Annotated in this window: 16 protein-coding genes and 1 tRNA gene; 5 read left to right on the top strand and 12 right to left on the bottom strand. The window is 69.6% G+C overall.

Features of this window, described 5'->3' with window-relative positions; translation table 11 throughout:
- Positions 1–7: 7 nt before the first annotated feature.
- On the bottom strand, positions 8–943 hold the full coding sequence (locus EXE44_RS04515) for a DMT family transporter (RefSeq protein WP_137716147.1): 936 nt from the start codon (positions 941–943) through the stop codon (positions 8–10).
- 183 nt (positions 944–1,126) lie between these two features.
- Here EXE44_RS04515 and EXE44_RS04510 point away from each other — a divergent pair, with 183 nt between their 5' ends.
- Complete coding sequence (locus tag EXE44_RS04510) at positions 1,127–1,609, top strand: Lrp/AsnC family transcriptional regulator (RefSeq protein ID WP_137716146.1); 483 nt, start codon at positions 1,127–1,129, stop codon at positions 1,607–1,609.
- A 40-nt stretch (positions 1,610–1,649) separates the two neighbouring features.
- On the opposite strand, the gene EXE44_RS04505 is transcribed toward EXE44_RS04510, so the two are convergent.
- From EXE44_RS04505 to EXE44_RS04490, 4 genes are all read right to left on the bottom strand, one after another.
- On the bottom strand, positions 1,650–2,174 hold the full coding sequence (locus EXE44_RS04505) for a phosphate-starvation-inducible PsiE family protein (protein WP_137716145.1): 525 nt from the start codon (positions 2,172–2,174) through the stop codon (positions 1,650–1,652).
- Positions 2,175–2,242: 68 nt separating this feature from the next.
- Positions 2,243–4,126 carry a Glu-tRNA(Gln) amidotransferase subunit GatE gene (gene gatE, locus EXE44_RS04500; RefSeq protein WP_137716144.1) on the bottom strand — a complete coding sequence of 628 codons (1,884 nt, stop codon included), beginning with the start codon at positions 4,124–4,126 and terminating at the stop codon, positions 2,243–2,245.
- Positions 4,127–4,612: 486 nt separating this feature from the next.
- Positions 4,613–5,149 (bottom strand): twin-arginine translocation signal domain-containing protein, encoded by a 537-nt coding sequence (locus EXE44_RS04495; protein WP_158293428.1) that lies wholly within the window; start codon positions 5,147–5,149, stop codon positions 4,613–4,615.
- A gap of 256 nt (positions 5,150–5,405) precedes the next feature.
- A tRNA-Leu gene (locus EXE44_RS04490) sits at positions 5,406–5,490 on the bottom strand.
- Positions 5,491–5,651: 161 nt separating this feature from the next.
- On the opposite strand from EXE44_RS04490, the gene EXE44_RS04485 reads away from it, so the two are divergent.
- Positions 5,652–6,212: a DUF420 domain-containing protein gene (locus tag EXE44_RS04485; protein WP_137716142.1), complete on the top strand. Its 561-nt coding sequence runs from the start codon at positions 5,652–5,654 to the stop codon at positions 6,210–6,212.
- Positions 6,213–6,240: 28 nt separating this feature from the next.
- On the opposite strand, the gene EXE44_RS04480 is transcribed toward EXE44_RS04485, so the two are convergent.
- From EXE44_RS04480 to rqcH, 4 genes are all read right to left on the bottom strand, one after another.
- The gene (locus EXE44_RS04480; protein WP_137716141.1) at positions 6,241–7,308 is read right to left on the bottom strand and encodes a halocyanin domain-containing protein; all 1,068 of its coding nucleotides are present in this window, start codon (positions 7,306–7,308) and stop codon (positions 6,241–6,243) included.
- Between the two features lie 156 nt (positions 7,309–7,464).
- Positions 7,465–8,964, bottom strand: a complete 1,500-nt coding sequence (purF, locus tag EXE44_RS04475) for an amidophosphoribosyltransferase (protein ID WP_137716140.1) — start codon at positions 8,962–8,964, stop codon at positions 7,465–7,467.
- 139 nt (positions 8,965–9,103) lie between these two features.
- Positions 9,104–9,496: a DUF5820 family protein gene (locus EXE44_RS04470; RefSeq protein ID WP_137716139.1), complete on the bottom strand. Its 393-nt coding sequence runs from the start codon at positions 9,494–9,496 to the stop codon at positions 9,104–9,106.
- A 108-nt stretch (positions 9,497–9,604) separates the two neighbouring features.
- The gene (gene rqcH, locus EXE44_RS04465; RefSeq protein WP_137716138.1) at positions 9,605–11,797 is read right to left on the bottom strand and encodes a ribosome rescue protein RqcH; all 2,193 of its coding nucleotides are present in this window, start codon (positions 11,795–11,797) and stop codon (positions 9,605–9,607) included.
- A gap of 155 nt (positions 11,798–11,952) precedes the next feature.
- Here rqcH and EXE44_RS04460 point away from each other — a divergent pair, with 155 nt between their 5' ends.
- Positions 11,953–13,293 (top strand): S8 family serine peptidase, encoded by a 1,341-nt coding sequence (locus EXE44_RS04460; protein ID WP_199241181.1) that lies wholly within the window; start codon positions 11,953–11,955, stop codon positions 13,291–13,293.
- Positions 13,294–13,320: 27 nt separating this feature from the next.
- Here the strand turns inward: EXE44_RS04460 and EXE44_RS04455 are convergent, their stop codons facing one another.
- Positions 13,321–15,045 carry a tRNA uridine(34) 5-carboxymethylaminomethyl modification radical SAM/GNAT enzyme Elp3 gene (locus EXE44_RS04455; RefSeq protein ID WP_137716137.1) on the bottom strand — a complete coding sequence of 575 codons (1,725 nt, stop codon included), beginning with the start codon at positions 15,043–15,045 and terminating at the stop codon, positions 13,321–13,323.
- Positions 15,046–15,156: 111 nt separating this feature from the next.
- On the opposite strand from EXE44_RS04455, the gene thiC reads away from it, so the two are divergent.
- Entirely contained in the window at positions 15,157–16,611 is a 1,455-nt protein-coding gene (gene thiC, locus EXE44_RS04450; RefSeq protein WP_137716136.1) for a phosphomethylpyrimidine synthase ThiC, read from the top strand.
- Positions 16,612–16,716: 105 nt separating this feature from the next.
- Positions 16,717–18,234 (top strand): DUF790 family protein, encoded by a 1,518-nt coding sequence (locus EXE44_RS04445; protein ID WP_137716135.1) that lies wholly within the window; start codon positions 16,717–16,719, stop codon positions 18,232–18,234.
- 10 nt (positions 18,235–18,244) lie between these two features.
- On the opposite strand, the gene EXE44_RS04440 is transcribed toward EXE44_RS04445, so the two are convergent.
- Together EXE44_RS04440 and EXE44_RS04435 are read right to left on the bottom strand one after the other, a co-directional pair.
- The gene (locus tag EXE44_RS04440) at positions 18,245–18,793 is read right to left on the bottom strand and encodes a hypothetical protein (RefSeq protein WP_137716134.1); all 549 of its coding nucleotides are present in this window, start codon (positions 18,791–18,793) and stop codon (positions 18,245–18,247) included.
- Positions 18,790–19,749: an RsmB/NOP family class I SAM-dependent RNA methyltransferase gene (locus tag EXE44_RS04435; protein ID WP_137716133.1), complete on the bottom strand. Its 960-nt coding sequence runs from the start codon at positions 19,747–19,749 to the stop codon at positions 18,790–18,792. Before EXE44_RS04435 ends, EXE44_RS04440 begins: the two co-directional genes overlap by 4 nt.
- Positions 19,750–19,805: the final 56 nt, after the last annotated feature.

Below are 19,805 nucleotides of genomic sequence, written 5' to 3'. Positions count from 1 at the left end.
CCGGTCGCTATCCCGTCAGGCGGTCGCCGCCGACGTAGTCGGCGATCTCCCGGCGCTCCAAGACGAGGAAGCCGGCGAGGATCGCGACGAACCCGACGAGGGCTTCGGCGTCGACGAGGTGGCCGAGCAGGAGCCAGCTGCCGACCGCGGCGACGACGGGCTCCGCGTAGCCGACGAGGTGGAGCTGCGACGGGCCGACCGCGTCGAGCAGCGCGAAGTACAGGAGGAACGCGACCACGCCGGACAGCACCGTCAGGTACGCGAGCGACGCGATCGACGTCTGGTTCCAGACGATCGCGGCGGGCGACTCCCCGATCGCGGCGGCGGCGACGAGGAGCTGGCCCGCCCCGATGACCATCGCCCACCCCTGAAGCGCGGCGATCGGCAGGTCGGTGCGGAGGGGTCGCAGCAGGACGGCGCCGAGCGAGAAGGCGACCGCGCCCGCGAGCGCGAGGCCGACGCCGACGACCGCCGCGCTGCCGAGCCCGGCCGCCGCCGGGTCGGCGACCACGACCACCCCGAGGACGCCGAGCGCGAACCCGCCTATCTCGACCGGACCGAGGCGCTCGTTCGGGAGGAGTGCGGCCGCGAAGACGGCCGTCAGGACCGGAGAGAGGCTCACGACGACCGCGGCGACCGCGCCGGAGATCCGGAGCTCGCCGAGGTAGAGGAGCCCGTGGTACGCCGCGATGACGAACGTGCCCGCGACGGCGACGCCGAGCCACTCGTCGCGGCCCCGGGGCGTCCACCGGTCCGCGGCGACCGCGGCGTAGCCGAGCACGACCGCGCCCGCGACGGCGTACCTGACCCCCGCGAACAGCAGCGGCGGGAAGTAGTGGAGGCCGGCCTCGATGGCGACGAAGGAGGTGCCCCACAGCGTCGCGAGGAGGAGGAACGCGGCCACGATCGCTTCCGGAGTAGAGAGGAAGTTTCTGAGATTCACTGACTATCCGTTCGAAATACGCGGTTATAGTTAAACTATACTCTCGAAACAGCCGATATCTGGGATGAAGAATCAGACATACGAATCAGATTCGATTCCTCGCCCGAGCCGCCACCGTATCTTAGAGCAGACTCCAACCCTGTCGGGCGACATATACAACCGATCGGGGGTCGATCCGGGTGTATGGACGAGCGCGACGTGCGGCTGCTGAAGGCCATCTCCGATCTCGGCACCGGGAGCCCCGAGCGGCTCCACGAGGAGACCGGGATCCCGGTGTCGACGATCCACTACCGGCTGAACAACCTGCGCGAGGACGGCGTCATCGAGAACGACCTGTACGACCTCGACCACGAGGCGCTCGGGCTCGGCGTCACCGTCATCGTCGAGGTGCTCGCGAGCTACGAGGGCCCCTACGAGGAGTTCGCCGAGGAGCTGCTGGCGGTCGAGGGCGTCACGGAGGCGTTCTTCACGATGGGCGAGACGGACTTCGTCGTCCTCGCTCGGCTCTCCTCGTCGGACACGGTCGAGCGGCTGATCAGCGACTTCGAGGCGATCCCGCAGGTCGAGCGGACGAACTCGACGTTCACCATCGCGACGCTCCGCGACGAGTCGCGCGCGCCGGCGACGTACGACCTCGACACGCTGATCGAGGAGCTGACGGACTGACGGCCCACTCGGACGGCGACAGCGGTCCCCCTACCGGCGCTCACTCGGACAGAATCGAGTTGCCGACCGAGCGCTCGACGAACAGCAGCGCCACGAGGCCGCCGATGATGATCGTGTACGACACCGCCGCGAACAGCGCGTCCTGCGTCGTCGAGTACTCCGTGGTGCGGAAGATGATCACCTTCCGGACCATCGCGATGACGCCGGTGTAGATCACCAGCCTGACGATCCGGCGCGTGTCGCTCTGCTCGATGTAGGCGACGACCGTCTCGTACACCTCGACGATGATGAGGAGCAGCAGCCCGGTCTCGATGAAGCCGATGACCGTGTTCGGGTCGGTGATCGCGCCGGTGGGGACCGACTCGGCAATCTGGATCGCGAGGTCGATCACGCCGATACCGAACAGCAGGGCGAAAAGCGCCGCCGCGGCCAGTTCGACGCCGTGAATGAACCAGTTCGTCACGTCCGAGACGCGGTCGCCGCGTGTCTTCGCGACGGCGGGGTCGGGCGTGCTCCCCGGCTCGGGCGAGTCGTCGGACGGGTCGGCCGCAGACGAGTCAGCCATCTGTAGTTCTCGGACGGAAACAGGCGCTCCCGCCACGTAAAGAACGGGCCTAACCGGCGACGAGCGCGCTACGTGCGCTTGCCGATCTCCTCGCGCAGCACGTCGGAGACGACCTCGCCGTCCGCCTTCCCGCGGAGCGCGCCCATGGCCTCGCCCATCAGCCCGGAGAACGCGCCCATCCCCTCGGCCTCGACCTGGTCGGCGTTGCGCTCGACGACCTCGACGACGGCTTCGCGCACCTCCGCCTCGCTCACGCCGGACAGCCCCGCCGCCTCGACCGCCTCGCTCGCCGTCAGGTCGGGGTCCTCGGCGAGCGTCGTCAGCACCTCGGGGACGCCCTCCTTCGCGAGGTCGCCGTCCTCGACGAGGTCGAACAGCGCGAGGAAGTGGTCGTCGGTGAGGTTCTCCACGGGCGCGCCGTCGCGCCGGATCTCCGTCGTCGTCGACTCAAGCGTCGACGCCGCGAAGGTCGGGTCGACGCCGCGCTCCACGGCCGCCTCGAACAGCGGGAACCGCTGGCCGAACGCGACCTGCTCGGCGAGGCCGGCGTCGAGGCCGAACTCCGCCTCGTACCGCTCGGCCTTCTCGTCGAGCAGTTCGGGGGTCTCCACGTCGGAGGGGTCCGGCTCGACCGGGGGCACGTCCGTCTCGGGGTACATGCGCGCGGCGCCCGGCAGCGGGCGGAGGTACCGGGTCGTGCCGTCGTCGTTCGCGCCGCGGGTCTCCTCCGGGACGCCCTCGATCGCGGTCTCGGCGCGGTCCGCGGCCGCCTCGATCGCGAGGTCGGCGGTCTCCGGGTCGGCCGCGACGATGGCGACCGCGTCGCCCTCGCCCGCGCCCACCGCGTCGCGCAGCGCGTCGACCTCCGCCTCGGTGACGCCGTACGCGGGCAGCTCGTCGGTGTGGAAGATGCCGCCGGCGCCGTGGCGCTTCGCGTGGTCGGACAGCTCCGTGCCGAGCCGGCGGTCCGTCTGGATCTCGCGGCCGACGAGGCCGTCGAAGCCGAACAGCGGGACTGCGGTCACCTTCCCGCCGTCGTCGAGCGCGCCGCGGATGACCCCGGACTCCGTGTCGGCGAAGACGTCGGTCACGTCGGCCACGTCGCCGACGCTCGCGTCGCGCTCGCGGAGCTCGTCGCGGATTTCGAGCAGCTCCGCCTGCCGCCCGACCTCGCCGCGGACGATGTCCTCGATCCCCTGGAGGTCCTGGACGCCCTTCACCTCGACGCGGGCGCCGTCCGCGATGGAGACGTTCACGTCCTGGCGGATCGTGCCGAGCCCGCGCTTGACCGCGCCCGTCGAGCGGAGCAGCATGCCGATGCGCTCGGCGGCCTGCCGGGCGCCCTCGGGGCTGCGGATGTCCGGGCCCGTCCCGATCTCGACGAGGGGGACGCCGAGGCGGTCGAGCGAGTAGACGACGCCGTCGTCGGTCTCCTCGACGCGCTTCGCGGACTCCTCTTCGAGCATGAGGTCGACGACCGACACGGAGCCGGACTCGGTCTCGATCTCGCCGTCCTGCCCGAGCAGGATCGAGCGCTGGAACCCGGAGGTGTTCGAGCCGTCGATGACGAGCTTCCGCATGACGTGCGCCTGGTCGACGACGGAGAGGTCGAGCAGGTCGGCGATCTGGAGCGCCACCGAGAGCGCCTCGCCGTCGACGCGCCGGGGCGGCTCGTCGTCCTCCTCGACGAGGCAGGTGGTGTCGTACGCGAGGTACGTGAACTCGCGGTCGACCCGGCTCTCCTCCATCGCCGCGTCGTCGAGTTCGCCCAGTTCGCTCTTCGTCGGGTGAAGCTGGCGGGTGATCGACCGGTCGGCCTCGTCCGGGTCGCGCTCGACGGTCGGGGAGTCACAGAACAGCTTCGTCTCCGTGTCGAGCTGCTGGTGGATCTCCAGCCCGGCGACGAGCCCCAGCTCCTCGTAGTCGTACTCGGGGGTCGCGTCCGTACTCATTACGCCTCACTCCGACGGCGCGCGACTAAAAGGGTGGCAGTTCGCGCGAGCGAGGAGAGTCGAGACCGCTGCGCGTGTTTATAACTGACTGAGCGGTGGCGCGTGCCTGCGAGCGGCCGCCGAAGACGGTCGCGAGGAGCACGCGCGAGGGAGTCGTTGGCTCCCGGAGCGAAGCGGAGGGTGCCAGCGACGAGGCTGGGGAGGCGTGAGGCTGCGGTGCTGGGTGGGACTCAAAGGGGCAGTCGCGAGGGCGAAGCACGACGACGCAAGCACCGCAAGGAGCGAGCGACTGAGGAGCACAGCGAGTCGCGCGAGTCCTCGCGGCTGGGGCTTTGGAGGAACCAGCGATCGATCTGAGACCGACGGCTCTGTTGAGATTCTCAAACGGCGACGTGGCCTCAGCGCCCGGGTGACTACAGAGCGCATAGTCAGCACGTAGTAAGGAGTCAACGAAAGGTGATGAGTAGTCAAACAGGCAGCAATTACTCAGTTGGAATCGATTGCTGACTCGAGATCGAAGGATCTAACATTACTTTCAGATATCGCTTGACTTCGTGGTTCGGTGTCGTGGACTCGCAGATGGCGGAACTCCTCCTCCCCGGATCTCGTACTGACCGTGGCACGACCGCCGAGGGTAAGTTCGTTGAAGTCGGCCCGTGTGGCCGCCACATTAACCGGGCCCTCATTTCCGCCAACCGGAGCTACGTTAACGAGATACCGAACGTCCCCGAACCGGTTTTTCAGGTTCTCATGGAGACTGTCGGAGACGGTAACGGTTCGGTCATCGAAAGCAGACCCGACGTATTCGGGATCATATTGCCCGTGGAGGACATTCTCCGAGCGTTCGAACAGCACGGTGAGTAGGTCGATTCTGGTCGCGTTCCCATCGGAAGCGGTCGCCTCGACATTGATTGATTTCACGAAAACACGTCCTGTCGTTGTGTCGACCGAACTGACGCAGCCTGCCACCCCGACAGCACCTACGACGCTCACTCCTGCGAGGAAATTCCGGCGGGAGGGCATATCTGGAACGTGTGACATACTGGGAAAATATCTTGTGCCTATTTTTCACAATATCCGGGGTGCGGACATGCGATCGTAGAAGCAATTCAGCCGCTCGTAAGGAGGCAGCTGAAGCTTTGAGGCTGTAACAGAAGCCGTTGCGTTACCGGTCACAAACGAGCAGAGACGTCACTCCTCGCGTAACGTCCGAAAGGAATTGTGCGTGGGTGCTGTCGTAGAGACAACACCGGCATCGTTGGGGGTGTGCCCCGAGCGATGCGTGGGACCGGATTTGAACCGGCGGACCTCTACAGGACAGCGCCCTCAACGCTGCGCCGTTGGCCTGGCTTGGCTACCCACGCTCGCGGTGTTCTGTCGCGTCTCCACCTACCTTTCCCCTGATTAAAAGCCCTTCCATTCGAGGGAGCCGTGCCGGAGTTTCGCAGACTGTCGGGCGACCCCCCGACTCGACGGGGCGACCGCAACCGGCACGGGTTTGGGGGTCGCGTCCCACCACACGGACATGACCGACTGGGCCCGCGAGAACGTCTCCGTCCTGACCGCCGTCGCCTCCGTCGTCGCCCTCGCGCTCGTGTTCGGCGCGGTGGGCGGCGTGATCCCGAGTTCGCTGCTGCCGCGCGCGAGCGACGCCGTCCTCGCCGCGATTCCGCACTTCAACGCCGCCGTCTCCCTCACCGCCATCGCGACGATCCTGCTCGGCTGGCGGGCGATCTCGCGGGGGAACGTCGAGCAGCACCGGAACTTCATGGTGACCTCCTTCGCGCTGTTCGCCGCGTTCCTCGGCGCGTACCTCTACCGGCTGATCCACGTCGGCACCACCGAGTTCCCCGGGCCGGAGCTCGTCTACTCGTACGTCTACCTCCCGTTCCTCGCGGTCCACATCCTGTTGGCCATCGTCTGCGTTCCGTTCGTCTTCCACGCGCTCTTCCTGGCCGCGACCCGTCCGTACGCGGACCTCTATCAGACCAGACACTCGCAGGTCGGGTTCGTCGGCGCCGTCCTCTGGCTGATCTCGTTCACGATGGGGATCGGCGTGTACCTGCTGCTGTACCACGTCTACTGATCGAAAGCGCGACGAGAAGATCGGGGGGCTACGCGTTCCGCTCGGCCTTCCGGTGGGCGGCGTAGAACAGCGGGACGAGCAGCGCGCCGGCGAAGCCGAAGCCGAGCGCCAGCGTCCCGATGTCGCTCGCGGAGAGTCCGCTCCCGCCGCCGGAGCCACCGCTTCCGGAACCGCCCTCTCCGCCGATGAGCTGGTCGTCGACGGAGCCGACCGCGACGGCGCCCTTCATGCCGACCGACTGATGCGGGCCGCAGGCGTAGCGGAACACGTCGCCGTCGCCGGCGTCGTCGAACGTGTACTCGAAGGTGGTCCCCTCCTCCGCCACCGCCGAGCCGCTGTCGAAGACGCCGTTCTCCTCGACGACGTTGTGGCCGCCGCCCCGGCCGGTCCACTCCCAGCGGACCGTCGTTCCCGGGTCGACGAGGATCGCGGGCGGGTCGAACAGGAGGCCGTTCTCGCCCGCGCCGACCGAGACGGTGACCTCGCTCTGCCCGCGGAGGTCGCGCGTCCCCTCGTAGTTGCCGACGTTCGAGAACCAGTCGCCGTAGCCGGCCGCGCCGCCCTCGCCGGAGTCGCCGTCGCCGCCCTCCGCCTGCGGGTCGACGAGGTCGTCGTCGACGGAGCCGACCGCGACGGCCCCCTTCATCCCGATGGACTGGTGCGGGCCGCAGTAGTAGTTGAACACGTCGCCGTCGCCGGCGTCGTCGAAGGTGTACTCGAAGGTGGTCCCCTCTTCGGAGACCGCCGACCCGCTGTCGAAGGTGCCGTCGTCCGCGACGACGTTGTGGCCGCCGCCCCGGCCGGTCCACTCCCAGACGACCGTCGTGCCCGGGTCGATCAGGATGGCGGCGGGACCGAACAGCAGGCCGTTCTCGCCCGCGCCGACCGAGACGGTGACCTCGCTCTGCCCGCGGTAGTCGTGGGTCCCGTCGTAGTTGCTCACGTCGTCGAGCCAGCCGTCGTACTGGGCGGCCGCGGTGCCGCTTCCGGCCGCGACGCCCGCGGCGACCGCCGCCCCGGCGGCCCCGGCGCGGAAGAACCCGCGGCGGCTCATCGACGCGGCGTCGCCCTCGGCAGCGTCGGCGTTCGGTGTCATACTCGCACGTCTAACCGTGAGCGTATTTAAGCCCCCGATACGTCCCGAGCGGTCGGACCGCCGCCGAACGTGTGCGGGGTCGCGTTCGAAAAGGCGCGGCTCGCGACCGGGCGTTCGAGGCGTGATCCGACCGTCGAGTTCGGCCGTCCGGAGTCGCTAATCGTCGGCCGGCGTCGGGTCGGACACCGGCGCGTCGACATCGCGGTCGGTCGCTTCGCCCTCCACGTCGAAGGGGTACTCGCCGGTGACGCAGCCGAGACACAGGTCGGCGCGGCTCTCGCCGAGCGCCTCCGCGACCGCGTCGATGGAGAGGTACGACAGCGAGTCGGCGCCGACCTCCTCGCGGATCTCCTCGGTCGAGGCGTCGGCCGCGATCAGCTCCTCCCGGGTCGCCATGTCGATGCCGAAGTAGCAGGGCGCGAGGATCGGCGGCGCGCCGATCCGGAGGTGAACCTCCTCGGCGCCCGCCTCGCGGACCAGCTCGACGAGCTGGGTCGAGGTCGTCCCGCGGACGATGGAGTCGTCGATGATGGTGACCGACTTCCCCTCCACCGTCGAGCGGATCGGGTTCAGCTTCAGCCGGACCGCGCGCTCTCGCTCGTCTTGGGTGGGCATGATGAACGTCCGGCCCACGTACCGGTTCTTCATCAGGCCCTCGGCGAACTCGACGCCGCCGTCGTCGGCCGCCCTGGACTCGCCGTCGGCGGTCGTCTCGGCCGCGGCGTCCGCGTAGCCGGAGGCGAACGCGCGCCCGGAGTCGGGCACGGGCATCACCACGTCGGACTCGACCGCGGACTCCTCCCAGAGCTTCCGACCGAGCTTGCGCCGGACCTCGTAGACCAGGTTCTCGTCGATGACCGAGTCGGGGCGGGCGAAGTAGACGTGTTCGAAGAAGCAGTGGGCGGTCGAGTCGCGTTCGACCAGCTGGTACGTGTCGTAGCCGGTGCCGTCGGGGTCGAGGACGACGAGTTCGCCCGGGCGCACGTCGCGGATCAGCTCGCCGTCGAGCGTGTCGATGGCGGCGGACTCGCTCGCGAGGACGTAGCCGCCGTCGATCTTTCCGAGACACAGCGGGCGGTTGCCGAGCGGGTCGCGGACGCCCAGCACGGTGTCGTCGTGGGTGATCGCCAGCGAGTAGGAGCCGTGGATGCGGTTCATCGTGTGCTTGACCGCCCGCACGAGGTCCTCTTCGAGGAGGTTCCGCGCGAGGTCGTGAGCGATCACCTCGGTGTCGCCGTCGGAGGTGAACGCGTGACCGGCCTCCGCGAGTTCCTCGCGCACCTCGTCGGCGTTGACGAGGTTGCCGTTGTGCGAGAGCCCGAGCGAGCCGGACTTGAACGAGACGGAGAACGGCTGCGCGCAGCTCTTGTCGAGGCTGCCGGCGGTCGGGTAGCGCACGTGGCCGATACCGGTGCCGCCCGACAGCGACGCGAGGTCCCCCTCCTCGAAGGCGTCGCCGACGAGGCCGCGCTCGACGTGGCTGTGCTGTTGGAACCCGTCGTGCGTGACGATCCCCGCCGACTCCTGCCCGCGGTGCTGGAGCGCGTACAGCGCGTAGTACAGCGGTCGCGCGGCCTCCCGGTCTTCGAGCGAGACGCCGACGACGCCGCACTTCTCCCGCGGTTCGTCGCCGCCGTAGTCCCCACCGGCGTTCATGTACGCGAGGGTGAGGCGGGCGGCGATAAAAATCCTCGTGTTCGTGGCGTATCCCCCCGCTTCTCACCTCTATTTATACACGATTATGGATAATTTCGGTGAGCGGTCCCCCGCGGTCGGGCGGTCCGACCGACGGGACTCACGCCGTCTCGCCGCTCCCGACGAACTCGTCGAGGCGCGCGAAGTACTCCTCTCTGGGCACCTGGTACGCCCCCCGGTAGTCCACGTCGCCGGAGACGAACCGCTCCGCGACGTCGACCGCGCCGGCCGCGCCCGCCTCCCGGCTCTCGTGGGTCTGCGTGACCGCCTCGATCTCGGGCTCCAAGAAGAGGACGACGTGCCACTCGTCGGTCGCGTACTGGCCCGACCCGGGCCGGGCGTTCCGGGCGCCGTTCGTCAGGTAGATCGTCGGGAGACACTCGTCGGGGAGGTCGCCGCTCCCGAAGACGTCGGGGCGGTAGACGAGGATCGCCCGCCCGCTGGGCTCCTCGTTCCACAGCCGCCAGCCGTCCGGCAGCGATTCGAAGGCCATGCGCCCCCTCGGTCGCGGAGGCTTGAAAACGTCGCGCTCGGGCCGACGCGGTGCCGCTCCGTCGGCGACGGGGGCGGGTCAACGACGGGCCTCGGTCGACGACTGGCCTCAGTCGACGATGTCCGACCCGCCCGGCGGCAGGAACTCCTGTAGCTGGTCGGCGCTCGCGACCTTCCGCACGAACGACTGGTCCGCGAACCGCTCTTTCAGGTTCCGGTAGGCCATCATCGCGGCGTCGTTCTGCGCGTACATCCCCGGCTCGAAGGTGACGTGCGCTGCCGCACGGTCGACGATCGCCGACGGCGGTCCCCCGATGGCGCGGGTGACCGGCTCGCACTGGACGCCGACCGCGATCCGGCAGGGAACGTCCTCGAAGTAGGTGCGGTCGCCGCGGATCACGAAGCTCCCCTTCTCGATGTACTCGCCGCTCTCGGGCGTCTTCGACACCTGGTCCGGCTCGACCATGTACGCGTCGCCCGCGCCGCGGCCGTCCTTCCAGTCCGACGAGTAGGAGACGGCGAACTGCGCGGCCTCGCGCAGGGTCTCCTCGGAGAAGTCGACGGGGTCGGCCGACTCCGACGGCCCCGACGCCTTCAGGATCGTCACCGGTCCGCCGTGCGCCTGCGTGTGGAAGAACCGGTCGTGCTTGCTCATGTACTTCTTCACCAGCTCCTCGTTCTGGTCGGCGTTCCGGCCGCCGATGACGAGGTACCCCGTGGAGGTGCGGAACCAGCGGAACCGCTCAAACCAGTCGTCCGGGCTGCGGATCGGGATCGACGACCGCGAGAGCCAGTCGGTCTCGTACTCCCCCTCGTCGGCGTCGCCCTCGTCGCCGTCGTCGCCGTCGCTCCCGTCGTCGGCCGCCTGCTGCTCCTCCCACTCCCGCTTCCGCTCCTTGACGGCCTCCAGCTCCTCGCGGGTCGACTCGATCGCCTCCTTGGCGCCCGCCTTCTTCTCCTCGACGCGCTTCGCCTCCCGGTAGAGCCGGTCGGCGTTGACCTCGACGCCCTCGCTGGCGTCGAGTTCGACCCGAGTCGTCCCGCCGTCGTCGCCCTCCTCGTCGAGCTCGACCGTCACGGTCCCCTCGCCGCCGTCGACGCCGACGACGGCCTGCGCGGCCTCGATCCCGCGCTCGGCGCCGGCGTCGAGCGTCGCCTCGATCTCGTCCCACGGCACCTCGTTCTCGCGGGCCTCGCGCACGGTCGAGATCACCTCGTCGACGAGGTCGTAGTTCGCGTACAGCAGCTCGGCGCGCTCGCGCTCGGCCTGCGCCTGCTCCTCGAACCCCTCAATCGCGCCCTTCTGCTGTTCGATGATCCGCTCCTGTTTGGCGATCTCCTCCTCGAAGTCCGGGCGGGAGGCGCCGGCGTCGGCGGGCGCCTCGCCGTCGTCGGTCGCCTCGCTCCCCAGCCGGTGGAAGTACTCGTCGACGGCGTCGTTGAACGAGTCGAAGCCGACGCTGGGGAGGTCCTCGTGCTCGGCGAGCGGGAACGGCGTCACGTCGACGACCCGGGGCTCGCCGCCGTCGCCGTCGGTCCCGTCGCCCTTGACCGACTCCTCGTACACGCGCGGGTCGACGTCGCCGGAGCGGAGCCGCTCGTCGATGCGTGCGAGCGCGTCGTGGAGCGCGCGGAGCTGGTCGTCGGTCGCCTCCTCGATCGGCGTCTCCTTCGGCACGCCGGCCCGCGTACACACCTCCTCGGCGTACAGGCCGCCGAGGTTGAGCTGCGTGGCGAGCGTGCGCACCACGTCGCTGTCCGACTCGCGCATGTGGCGCTCGAACCCGCCGTAGCTCACGTCGAGCGGGTTCAGCCGGGAGGCGGGGTACTCGTACTGCGAGCCGGGCGCCACGGTGCGGGACTTGAGCCGCACCGTCGACAGCGCCCCGATCACCTCGCCGGTCTCGTCGAGCGCGGCGACGTTCCCCTGGCCGAACAGCTCCGCGACGAGGGTGGTGTTCTGGTCCTCGCGCTCGAACTCGAAGGTGAGGATGCGGTCGAACTCGTACTGCTCGACGCCCGCGAAGTCCGCGCCGGACATGCGGTTCCGCAGCATCTTCGCGAAGTTCGGCGGACGGCCCGGCGCGTCCGCGACGTGGTTCGGGTCGGCGGCGTGCGCGCGCTTCACGTCGCCCACCTCGATCATGAGCTCGACGCGGCCGCGGTCGAAGTCGCGCAGCTTCAGCCGGAGCAGGTCGTCGTCGTAGAGGTACGCCTTGTCGACCTTCGCGCCCTCGTACCGATTGAGCTCGGTGACGAGCGCGGCGAGGTCGATGCTCGACAGCTCCCGCTTCTGGTCCATACCCAAGACAGACCGGCGGGCCGGAAAAAGGCGTGTCGTTGTCGGAGGCGAGCCGGCTCGGATCTCGCCCTCGCTACCGGACGATTTTCGCGGACGGTATGCTACATAAATTTTGTGAGAAAGTTATATATCTATTTAATCCGAGACACTGGAACATGCCTGACGTTACCAAGCGTGGCTTTCTCAAGGTGAGCGGATCGCTGATCGGGGGCATCGCGGCGGGCACGACGGTCACGGCCGCCCAGCAAACCGATCGGTTCATCGTCTCGACGGCAGGGAAGGCCGACCTGAGCGACCTGACGGTCGTTCACGAGATGCCCGGGATCGACTACGCGGTCGTCCGGGGCGACGAGTCCGACGTGAAGCGGTCGGTCAAGAGCTACGCGGCGGACGTACGGATCGAACTCGACTCGCCGGGCGTGAACGAGGAGGCGCCGACGCTGGACGCCTCGGACTACGAGGGGCAGCCGGGGGACTTCCTCCAGTGGGACAAAGACGACCTGGACGTTCCCGAGGCCCACGCGACGACCGAGGGCGAGGGGACGCGGGTCGCCGTGATCGACTCTGGCGTCCTCGAGACGCACCCGGACCTGGCGGGCCCGCTGAACCTCGACCTCTCCCGCAACTTCACCGACGACGGCGGCGACCACAATCCCGTGGGCGGCGACGACCACGGGACGCACGTCGCCGGGATCGTCGCCGCGGACAACGGCGGCGGGATCGGCGTCAACGGAACGGCCCCGAAGACCGACCTCGTCGACTGTCGGGTGTTCTCTGGGGAGGGCGCGTTGTTCGCTGATATCCTCGCGGCGGTCGTTTACAGCGCGAACATCGACGCCGATGTCGCGAATCTCTCCCTAGGAGCGTATCCGGTGCCGAGACAGGGGAACGGCCAGTTCTACGGGAAGGTCCTCAACAGCGCGATGACGTACGCGAACAAGGAGGGGACGCTGCTCGTCATCGCGGCGGGCAACGACAGCGCCGACCTCCAGCACGACAAGAACTTCATCAGCCTCCCGAACGAGGGCGCGCAGGCGGTGTCGGTCGCCTCGACGGGACCGATCGGTTACGGGTGGGACGCGGACGGTGACGGGGAGACGAGCGATCTGGTCGCCCCGGCCGAGAGCCCGGCGTTTTACACGAACTACGGGACGAACGCGATCACGCTCGCCGCACCGGGCGGTGATGCCGACTTGACCGCGATCGGTACCGGCGTTCCGTGGTTCAACGACCTCGTGTTCAACACCGTGTTCAGCTACGTTGACACGGACGGAGACGGCGAACCCGACACACAAGTCCCCGGATACGGCTGGAAGGCCGGGACCTCGATGGCGGCGCCGAACGTCGCGGGCGCGGCGGCCCTCGTCAAGTCGGCGAACCCCGACTACAGCGCGAACCAGGTCGAGGCCGCGCTGAAGAAGGCCGCCGAGGTGCCCGACGACTACGGGAAGGAGTACTACGGCGCGGGCTACCTGAACGTCGTCGACGCGCTCTGAAGTCGGTCGGCGGACGGGGTTTCCCGACTACAACCGCTTCGACACGTACGGGCCGTCCTGCCGGTAGCCGAGCTTATTGCGATAGTACTCGCGGGCGCCGATGCCGGAAATGACCGCGACCTTGTCGTAGCCGGCGTCGCGGGCGAGTTTCTCGGCGCGTTCGAGGAGCCGCGTGCCGTACCCCTGGTGCTGCCAGTCGCCGTCGCCGCCGATGCCGACCTCGTTGCCGTACACGTGGAGCTCGCGGACCAGGGCGGCGTCTTCGAGCTCCGGGCGGATCGGGTCGCTCTCGGTCCCGGGCGCGCCGGGCTGGCCGGGCGCGAACGAGGGGAACCGCAGCCGGCAGAAGCCGACGAGGAGGTCGCGGACCGGGTCCTCGAAGGAGATGAAGTGCTCCGTGCCGCCGCCGGCCTCGTAGGTGAGCACGTCGAGTTCCACGTCGTCCGGGTCCGGGTCGGCGTCGTTGTGCCCGACCTCGCGGGCGCGGATGTCGCGCTGGACGATCCCCTTCTCCTCGGCGCGCTGCGCCGCGAGCTGTCGGAGGTTCGACTTCTGGACGCCGGCGTCGATGAAGTCCGCGGGGATGTCGCGCTGGACGCGCTGGAGCCGCGTGTACTTCGGGATCTGGTCCATCACGTCGGCGACCAGGTCGGCCGCCTCCTCGCTGGTGAGCGGGTCGAAGTCGTCGCGGCGCCAGCGGTCGTACACGCGGGTCCCCTCGACGACGAGGGTGGGATAGATCTTCAGGTAGTCGGGCCGCCAGTCGGGGTTCTCGAACAGCTGGCGGAAGTCCTCTAAGCACATCTCGCGGGTCATCCCGGGCTGGCCGGGCATCATGTGGAACCCGACCTTGAACGCCGCGTCGCGGAGGCGCCGGTTCGCGTTGCGGGAGGCCTCGTTGCCGTGCCCGCGGTGCATCTCGCGGTTGATCCGCTCGTAGGTGGTCTGGACGCCGACCTCGACCTTCGTGCCGCCCAGGTCGAGCATGCGGTCGATCTGCTCGGGGTCGCACCAGTCCGGCTTCGTCTCGAACGTGGTCCCGATGTTGCGGATCGCGTTCGTCTCGTTCTCGGCGATCACGTCTTCGAGGTACTCGAACTCGGCGTCCTCCGGCGCGGGCGCGAACGACTCGCCCTCGGCGGGCTCCGGCTCCTCGTCGAGGTCGTAGTCGTTCATCGCCTGGAGCGCGCGCTTCACGAACCACTCCTGGTAGTCGTGCGAGCGCGCCGTCATCGTCCCGCCCATCAGGATGAGCTCAACCTTGTCGACGGGGTGGCCGATCTTCCGGAGCTGTTCGAGCCGGAGCGTGACCTGTCCGTACGGGTCGTAGTCGTTCTGTTCGCCGCGGGCCGCAGCGGGCTCGTGGCCGGTGTACGACTGCGCCGAGGAGAACTCGGAGGCCGGGCCGCCGGGGCAGTAGAGGCACTTCCCGTGCGGGCACAGCTTCGGCGAGGTCATGATCGCGACCGGGGAGACGCCGGAGGCGGTGCGGACGGGCTTGCGCTGGACCACCTCGATCACGTCGTCGCGCGCCTCGGCGGGGGCGTGGTCCAGTATCTCGGTGTTCTTCGGCACCTTCGGGGAGCCGAACTCCGAGCAGGCGTCGAGCTTGGCGCGTTCGAGGTCGTCGCGCTCGATCTCGCCCGCGAGGATGCGGTCGACGAGGTGTTCGCAGGTGCGGACGAACGCCTCCGAGTCGGTGCCGTCCCCGGAAGCGGCGTCGTCGGCGTCGCCCGCCGCGTCGGTACTCATTACCCCTCGATCGACGGGTTTCGGGGTTAAGCGTGTCGCACCCGTGCGCCGACTCGGCGTCAGGGGGCGCTCACCGCAGAGTATATTAATTAGTGGTATTACTTGGTAATTATGCCAGCGACACAGATCGAACGGGCGCGGAACGGCGAGGTCACGCCCGCCATGGAGCGCGTGGCAGCGCGGGAGAACCGCGAGCCGGAGTTCGTCCGCCGGGAGGTCGCCGAGGGGCGCGCGGTGATCCCGAACAACCACGCGCACGACTCGCTCGACCCGATGGTCATCGGGCGGGCGTTCGCCACGAAGGTCAACGCGAACATCGGGAACAGCGAGACGACGAGCGGCGTCGAGGAGGAGCTGGAGAAGCTCCACGCGGCGGTCCACTACGGCGCCGACACTGTCATGGACCTCTCGACGGGCGGGAAGCTCGACACGACCCGCGAGGCGAACGTCGCGCACTCGCCGGTGCCGATCGGGACGGTCCCGATCTACGAGGCGGTCAAGCGGGCCGAGTCCGCCGACGCGATCACTCACGAACTCCTCCTCGACGTCATCGAGAAACAGGCCGAGCAGGGCGTCGACTACATGACGATCCACGCGGGGATATTGATGGAACACCTGCCCCTGACTGACGGCCGGAAGACCGGAATCGTCTCGCGAGGTGGGTCGATCCTCGCGGAGTGGATGGAGGAGAACGGGATACAGAACCCGTTGTACGCGAAGTTCGAGGCGATCTGTGAGATCCTCGCCGAACACGACGTGACCGTCTCGCTCGGGGACGGCCTCCGGCCGGGGTGTCTCGCGGACGCGAGCGACGAGGCGCAGTTCGCCGAGCTCGACACCCTCGGCGAGCTCACGGGGACCGCGCGGGAGCGCGGCGTTCAGGTAATGGTCGAAGGTCCCGGTCACGTCCCGTTGGACGAAATCACCGAGAACGTCGAGCGGCAGCAGGCGGTGTGCGACGGTGCCCCGTTCTACGTCTTGGGCCCGCTGGTGACGGACGTTGCGCCGGGGTACGACCACATCACGAGCGCGATCGGCGCGACCGAGGCCGCGCGGGCCGGCGCGGCGATGCTGTGTTACGTGACGCCGAAAGAGCACCTCGGCCTGCCGGACGCGGACGACGTGCGGGACGGGCTCGCCGCGTATCGGATCGCGGCGCACGCGGCCGACGTGGCGAACGGCCGACCCGGCGCGCGCGACTGGGACGACGCGCTCTCGGAGGCGCGGTACGAGTTCGACTGGCGGCGGCAGTTCGAGCTCGCGCTCGACCCCGACCGCGCGCGGTCGTACCACGACCAGACGCTCCCCGAGGACAACTACAAGGAGGCGCGCTTCTGCTCGATGTGCGGCGCGGAGTTCTGCTCGATGCGGATCGATCAGGACGCGCGCGACGCGGACGGCGAGATGTCGTCGATAACGGAGTCGGAGGGGACGGACCTCGACGCGTCGGCGGCCGCGAGCGCGAACCGTCCGCCGGTCGGCACCCACGACACGAGCCGCGTCCCGGACCGAACCGAGGTCGACGGAGTGGCGTTCCCTTCGGAAGCCCCCGGCGACGACGACTGACGCGGTCGGACGCCCGACAGTCGGGCGACCCGCAGACGGAAGCCCGACTCGGACCGGTGACCGGAACCCGACCGGTTTTAGGCCGCCACCCGCGTAGCCGCGGCCGTGCTACGGAAGGACCTCCTGCGCGTCTCCCGGGCGGGCGGCGGCTACCGCCCGCAGTTCACGGGGCGCGAACACCGCCCGCTCGCGGCCCGCGTGCTCGGGACGTTCGAGTCGCACGTCGGCGAGCGCCGCGGCGACCTCGACGACGCGCTGGCGGACCTGGAGGCCGACGCGGCCGCGCGGAACGGCGACTTCAAGCTCGTCCGCGGGCTCGCGGCGCTCGTCGAGCGCGAGTGCGAGTTCGAGACGCGCGCGCCGGTCCCGCCGCGCCGCGTCCGGCGAGCGGCGTTCGAGGCGGCCGAGGCGGTCGGCGTCGCGAGCGAGGCGGACCGGGAGGTCGCGGTCGACCGCGCCGCGGACGCGCTGGGGATCGAGCCGGCCGACGTGGCGGCGTCGCTGTACGCCGACCGCGACGTCAACGAGGTCCTCGTCGACGCCGACGTGCGCTGGGACCCGGACGCCCTGCTGGAGCAGTACGATCTCTCCTTGGCCCAGACGGCGCTGTTCGACGCCACCGAGGTTCGGGTGCGGTCGAACGACCCGAAGCGGTTGGTCTCGGCGGTGAAGCGCCTGCGGCTGATGTACGAGGTCGAGCGGACGCCCCAGGGCCGCGAACTGGTCGTCACCGGCCCCGACGCGCTGTTCTCGCGGACGAGGCGGTACGGGACCGCCTTCGCGCGGCTGCTCCGGACGGTCGCGGAGTCGGCGGAGTGGTCGTTGGTGGCGACGATAGACGACCGCGGCCGCGAGCGCACGATGCGCCTCTCGGACGGCGACGTGACGGTGCCGGCCGTCGAGCCCGTCGCGGAGCCCGACTTCGACAGCGGGGTCGAGGCGGACTTCGCGGGCCGGTTCCGCGGGCTCGACCTCGACTGGACGCTCGTCCGCGAGCCGGAGCCGCTGGAGACGAGCGCGAGCGTCATGATCCCCGACTTCGCGTTCGACTACGCCCACGCCGACTTCCGGCTGTTCTTCGAGGTGATGGGCTTCTGGACCCCGGAGTACGTGGAGAAGAAGCTCGGACAGCTCGCGGACGTGGAGGACGTGGACCTGCTGGTCGCCGTCGACGAGAGCCTCGGCGTCGGCGAGGAGGTGGCCGCGCGCGACCACCGCGTCGTCACCTACTCCGGGACGGTGCGGGTGAAGGACGTCGTCGACGTGCTCCGCGAGTACGAGGCCGACTTCGCCGCGGACGCGGCCGCGGACCTCCCCGACGCGCTGTCGCCCGACGCGGACGTGGTCGGGCTCGACGACCTCGCGGACGAACGCGGAGTGAGCGTCGGCGCGATCGAGGGCAAGTCGTTCCCCGACCACGAGCGGATCGGGCGGACGCTCGTGCGGCCGGCGGTGCTGGAGGCGATCGGGAGAGAAATCGACGCCGGGATGGCGCTCTCCGAGGCCGAGTCGGTCCTCGACGAGTACGGCGTCGACGACGCGAGCGCCGCGCTCTCGCGGCTCGGCTACCGGGTCGAGTGGGAGGGCCTCGCCGGGGGGACCGTGCGGGAGAAAGAGTCGTGACGGCGGTCGGTCACTCCACGACCGGCAGGTCCGCGCGGCTCCCCTTCGGCACCACCGAACGCAGTTCGTCGTAGAGGTATAGCCCGACGCCGATGGGCACGCTCTCGCCCGCGACCTCGTGGGTCGCGATCAGGTAGCCCCAGTCGCCGTCCCACTCGGGCAGGTCCTGGTCGTCCCCGGCGGCGAAGGCGGCCGCCCGCTCCGGGCCGAGCTCGATCACGTTCTTCGTCGCGCGCGATCCGAACCGCGAGACCGCCCGCCCGGTCGGCTTCCAGTGCTCCTGTCGCGTCCGGAGGAACGTCATGCCGACCGCCTCGACCTCGCTGGGGTCGCTCGCCTCGCCGTTGAAGATCCAGATCTTCCCGGCCCCCTTCTCCCAGAAGGAGTACTCGGCGAAGGTGTCCCGACCGATCCCGAACCGCTCTTCCCACCAGTCGAGGACCTCCTCGCGGCTCGCGCGGCCCTCGACCGCGCGGTCGGCGGGGGTCTCCGGGAGCCGGTCGAACTGCTGCCCGTCGTTGGTGGGGGCTGCCGCCGACCCCTCGGCGTCGTCGCTCATGCGGCCACCTCGCCGCCGTCGGCGGCGGCGTCTCCGCTCTCGTCGTCCGTTCCGCCCACGCGCAGCTTCGCGCAGAAGAACCCGCCCGTGTCGTTGCGGTGGGGGTAGATGCGCTTCGCGCGCGTGACCGACTCGTCGTACGTCTCGCCGTCCCACTCGGTCACGCCGGGGTCGGTGTCGAGCGGGAGGTCGAAGTCGACCAGCTCGCAGTCCTCGCTCGCGAGGACGTGGTCGAGGACGGCCTCGTTCTCCTCGGGCGCGAACGTACACGTCGAGTAGACGACGACGCCGCCCGGGCGGGTCGCCTGGACCGCCCGCGCGAGGACGCCCTTCTGGATCCCCGCGACCGCGTGGACGTGGTCGAGCGTCCACTGGTCGAGCACGTCCGGGTTCTTGCGACAGGTGCCCTCACAGGAGCAGGGCGCGTCGACCAGCGCGCGGTCGAACTCGTCGAACGCGAGCGGCTTCGTCGAGAAGTTGCGGGCGTCCTGGTTCGTGACGACCGCGTTCGTGATCCCGAGGCGCTCGGCGTTGTGCCGGAGCGCGGAGAGCCGCCCGAGGTTGTTGTCGTTGGCGACGACGGTGCCCTCGTCGTCCATGGCGTCCGCGATCTGGGTCGTCTTGCTGCCGGGCGCCGCGCAGGCGTCCCAGACGCGCTCGCCCGGTTGCGGGTCGAGCGCGAGCCCAGGCAGCACGGACACCTCCTCCTGGCCGTGCGTCCAGCCGTGGACGTACGGCCAGTTGCCGCCGGGGTTCCCGTCCGGGAGCCGGAACAGGCCGTCGTGCCAGTCGACGGGCTCGTAGGCGACGCCCGCCTCGTCGAACGCCTCGCGGACGCGGGCCGGCGTCGCCGCGATGCCGTTCGTGCGCACGACCGAGGGGAGGGGCCGGTCGCACGCCGCCCGGAACGCGTCGACGTCGTCGACGAGCGGCTCGTAACGGTCGAGCGGATTCATAGCCCTCCTTTCGCGTCGGGGCGTTAGACGGTTTCGGGACTCGGGCGCGGAGACTC

The sequence above is a fragment of the Halorubrum sp. SS7 genome (assembly GCF_005435055.1).
Lineage (GTDB): Archaea > Halobacteriota > Halobacteria > Halobacteriales > Haloferacaceae > Halorubrum > Halorubrum salinarum.
The sequence above is the reverse complement of the archived record's forward strand: the minus strand, read 5'-3'. Positions and strand labels throughout refer to the sequence as shown.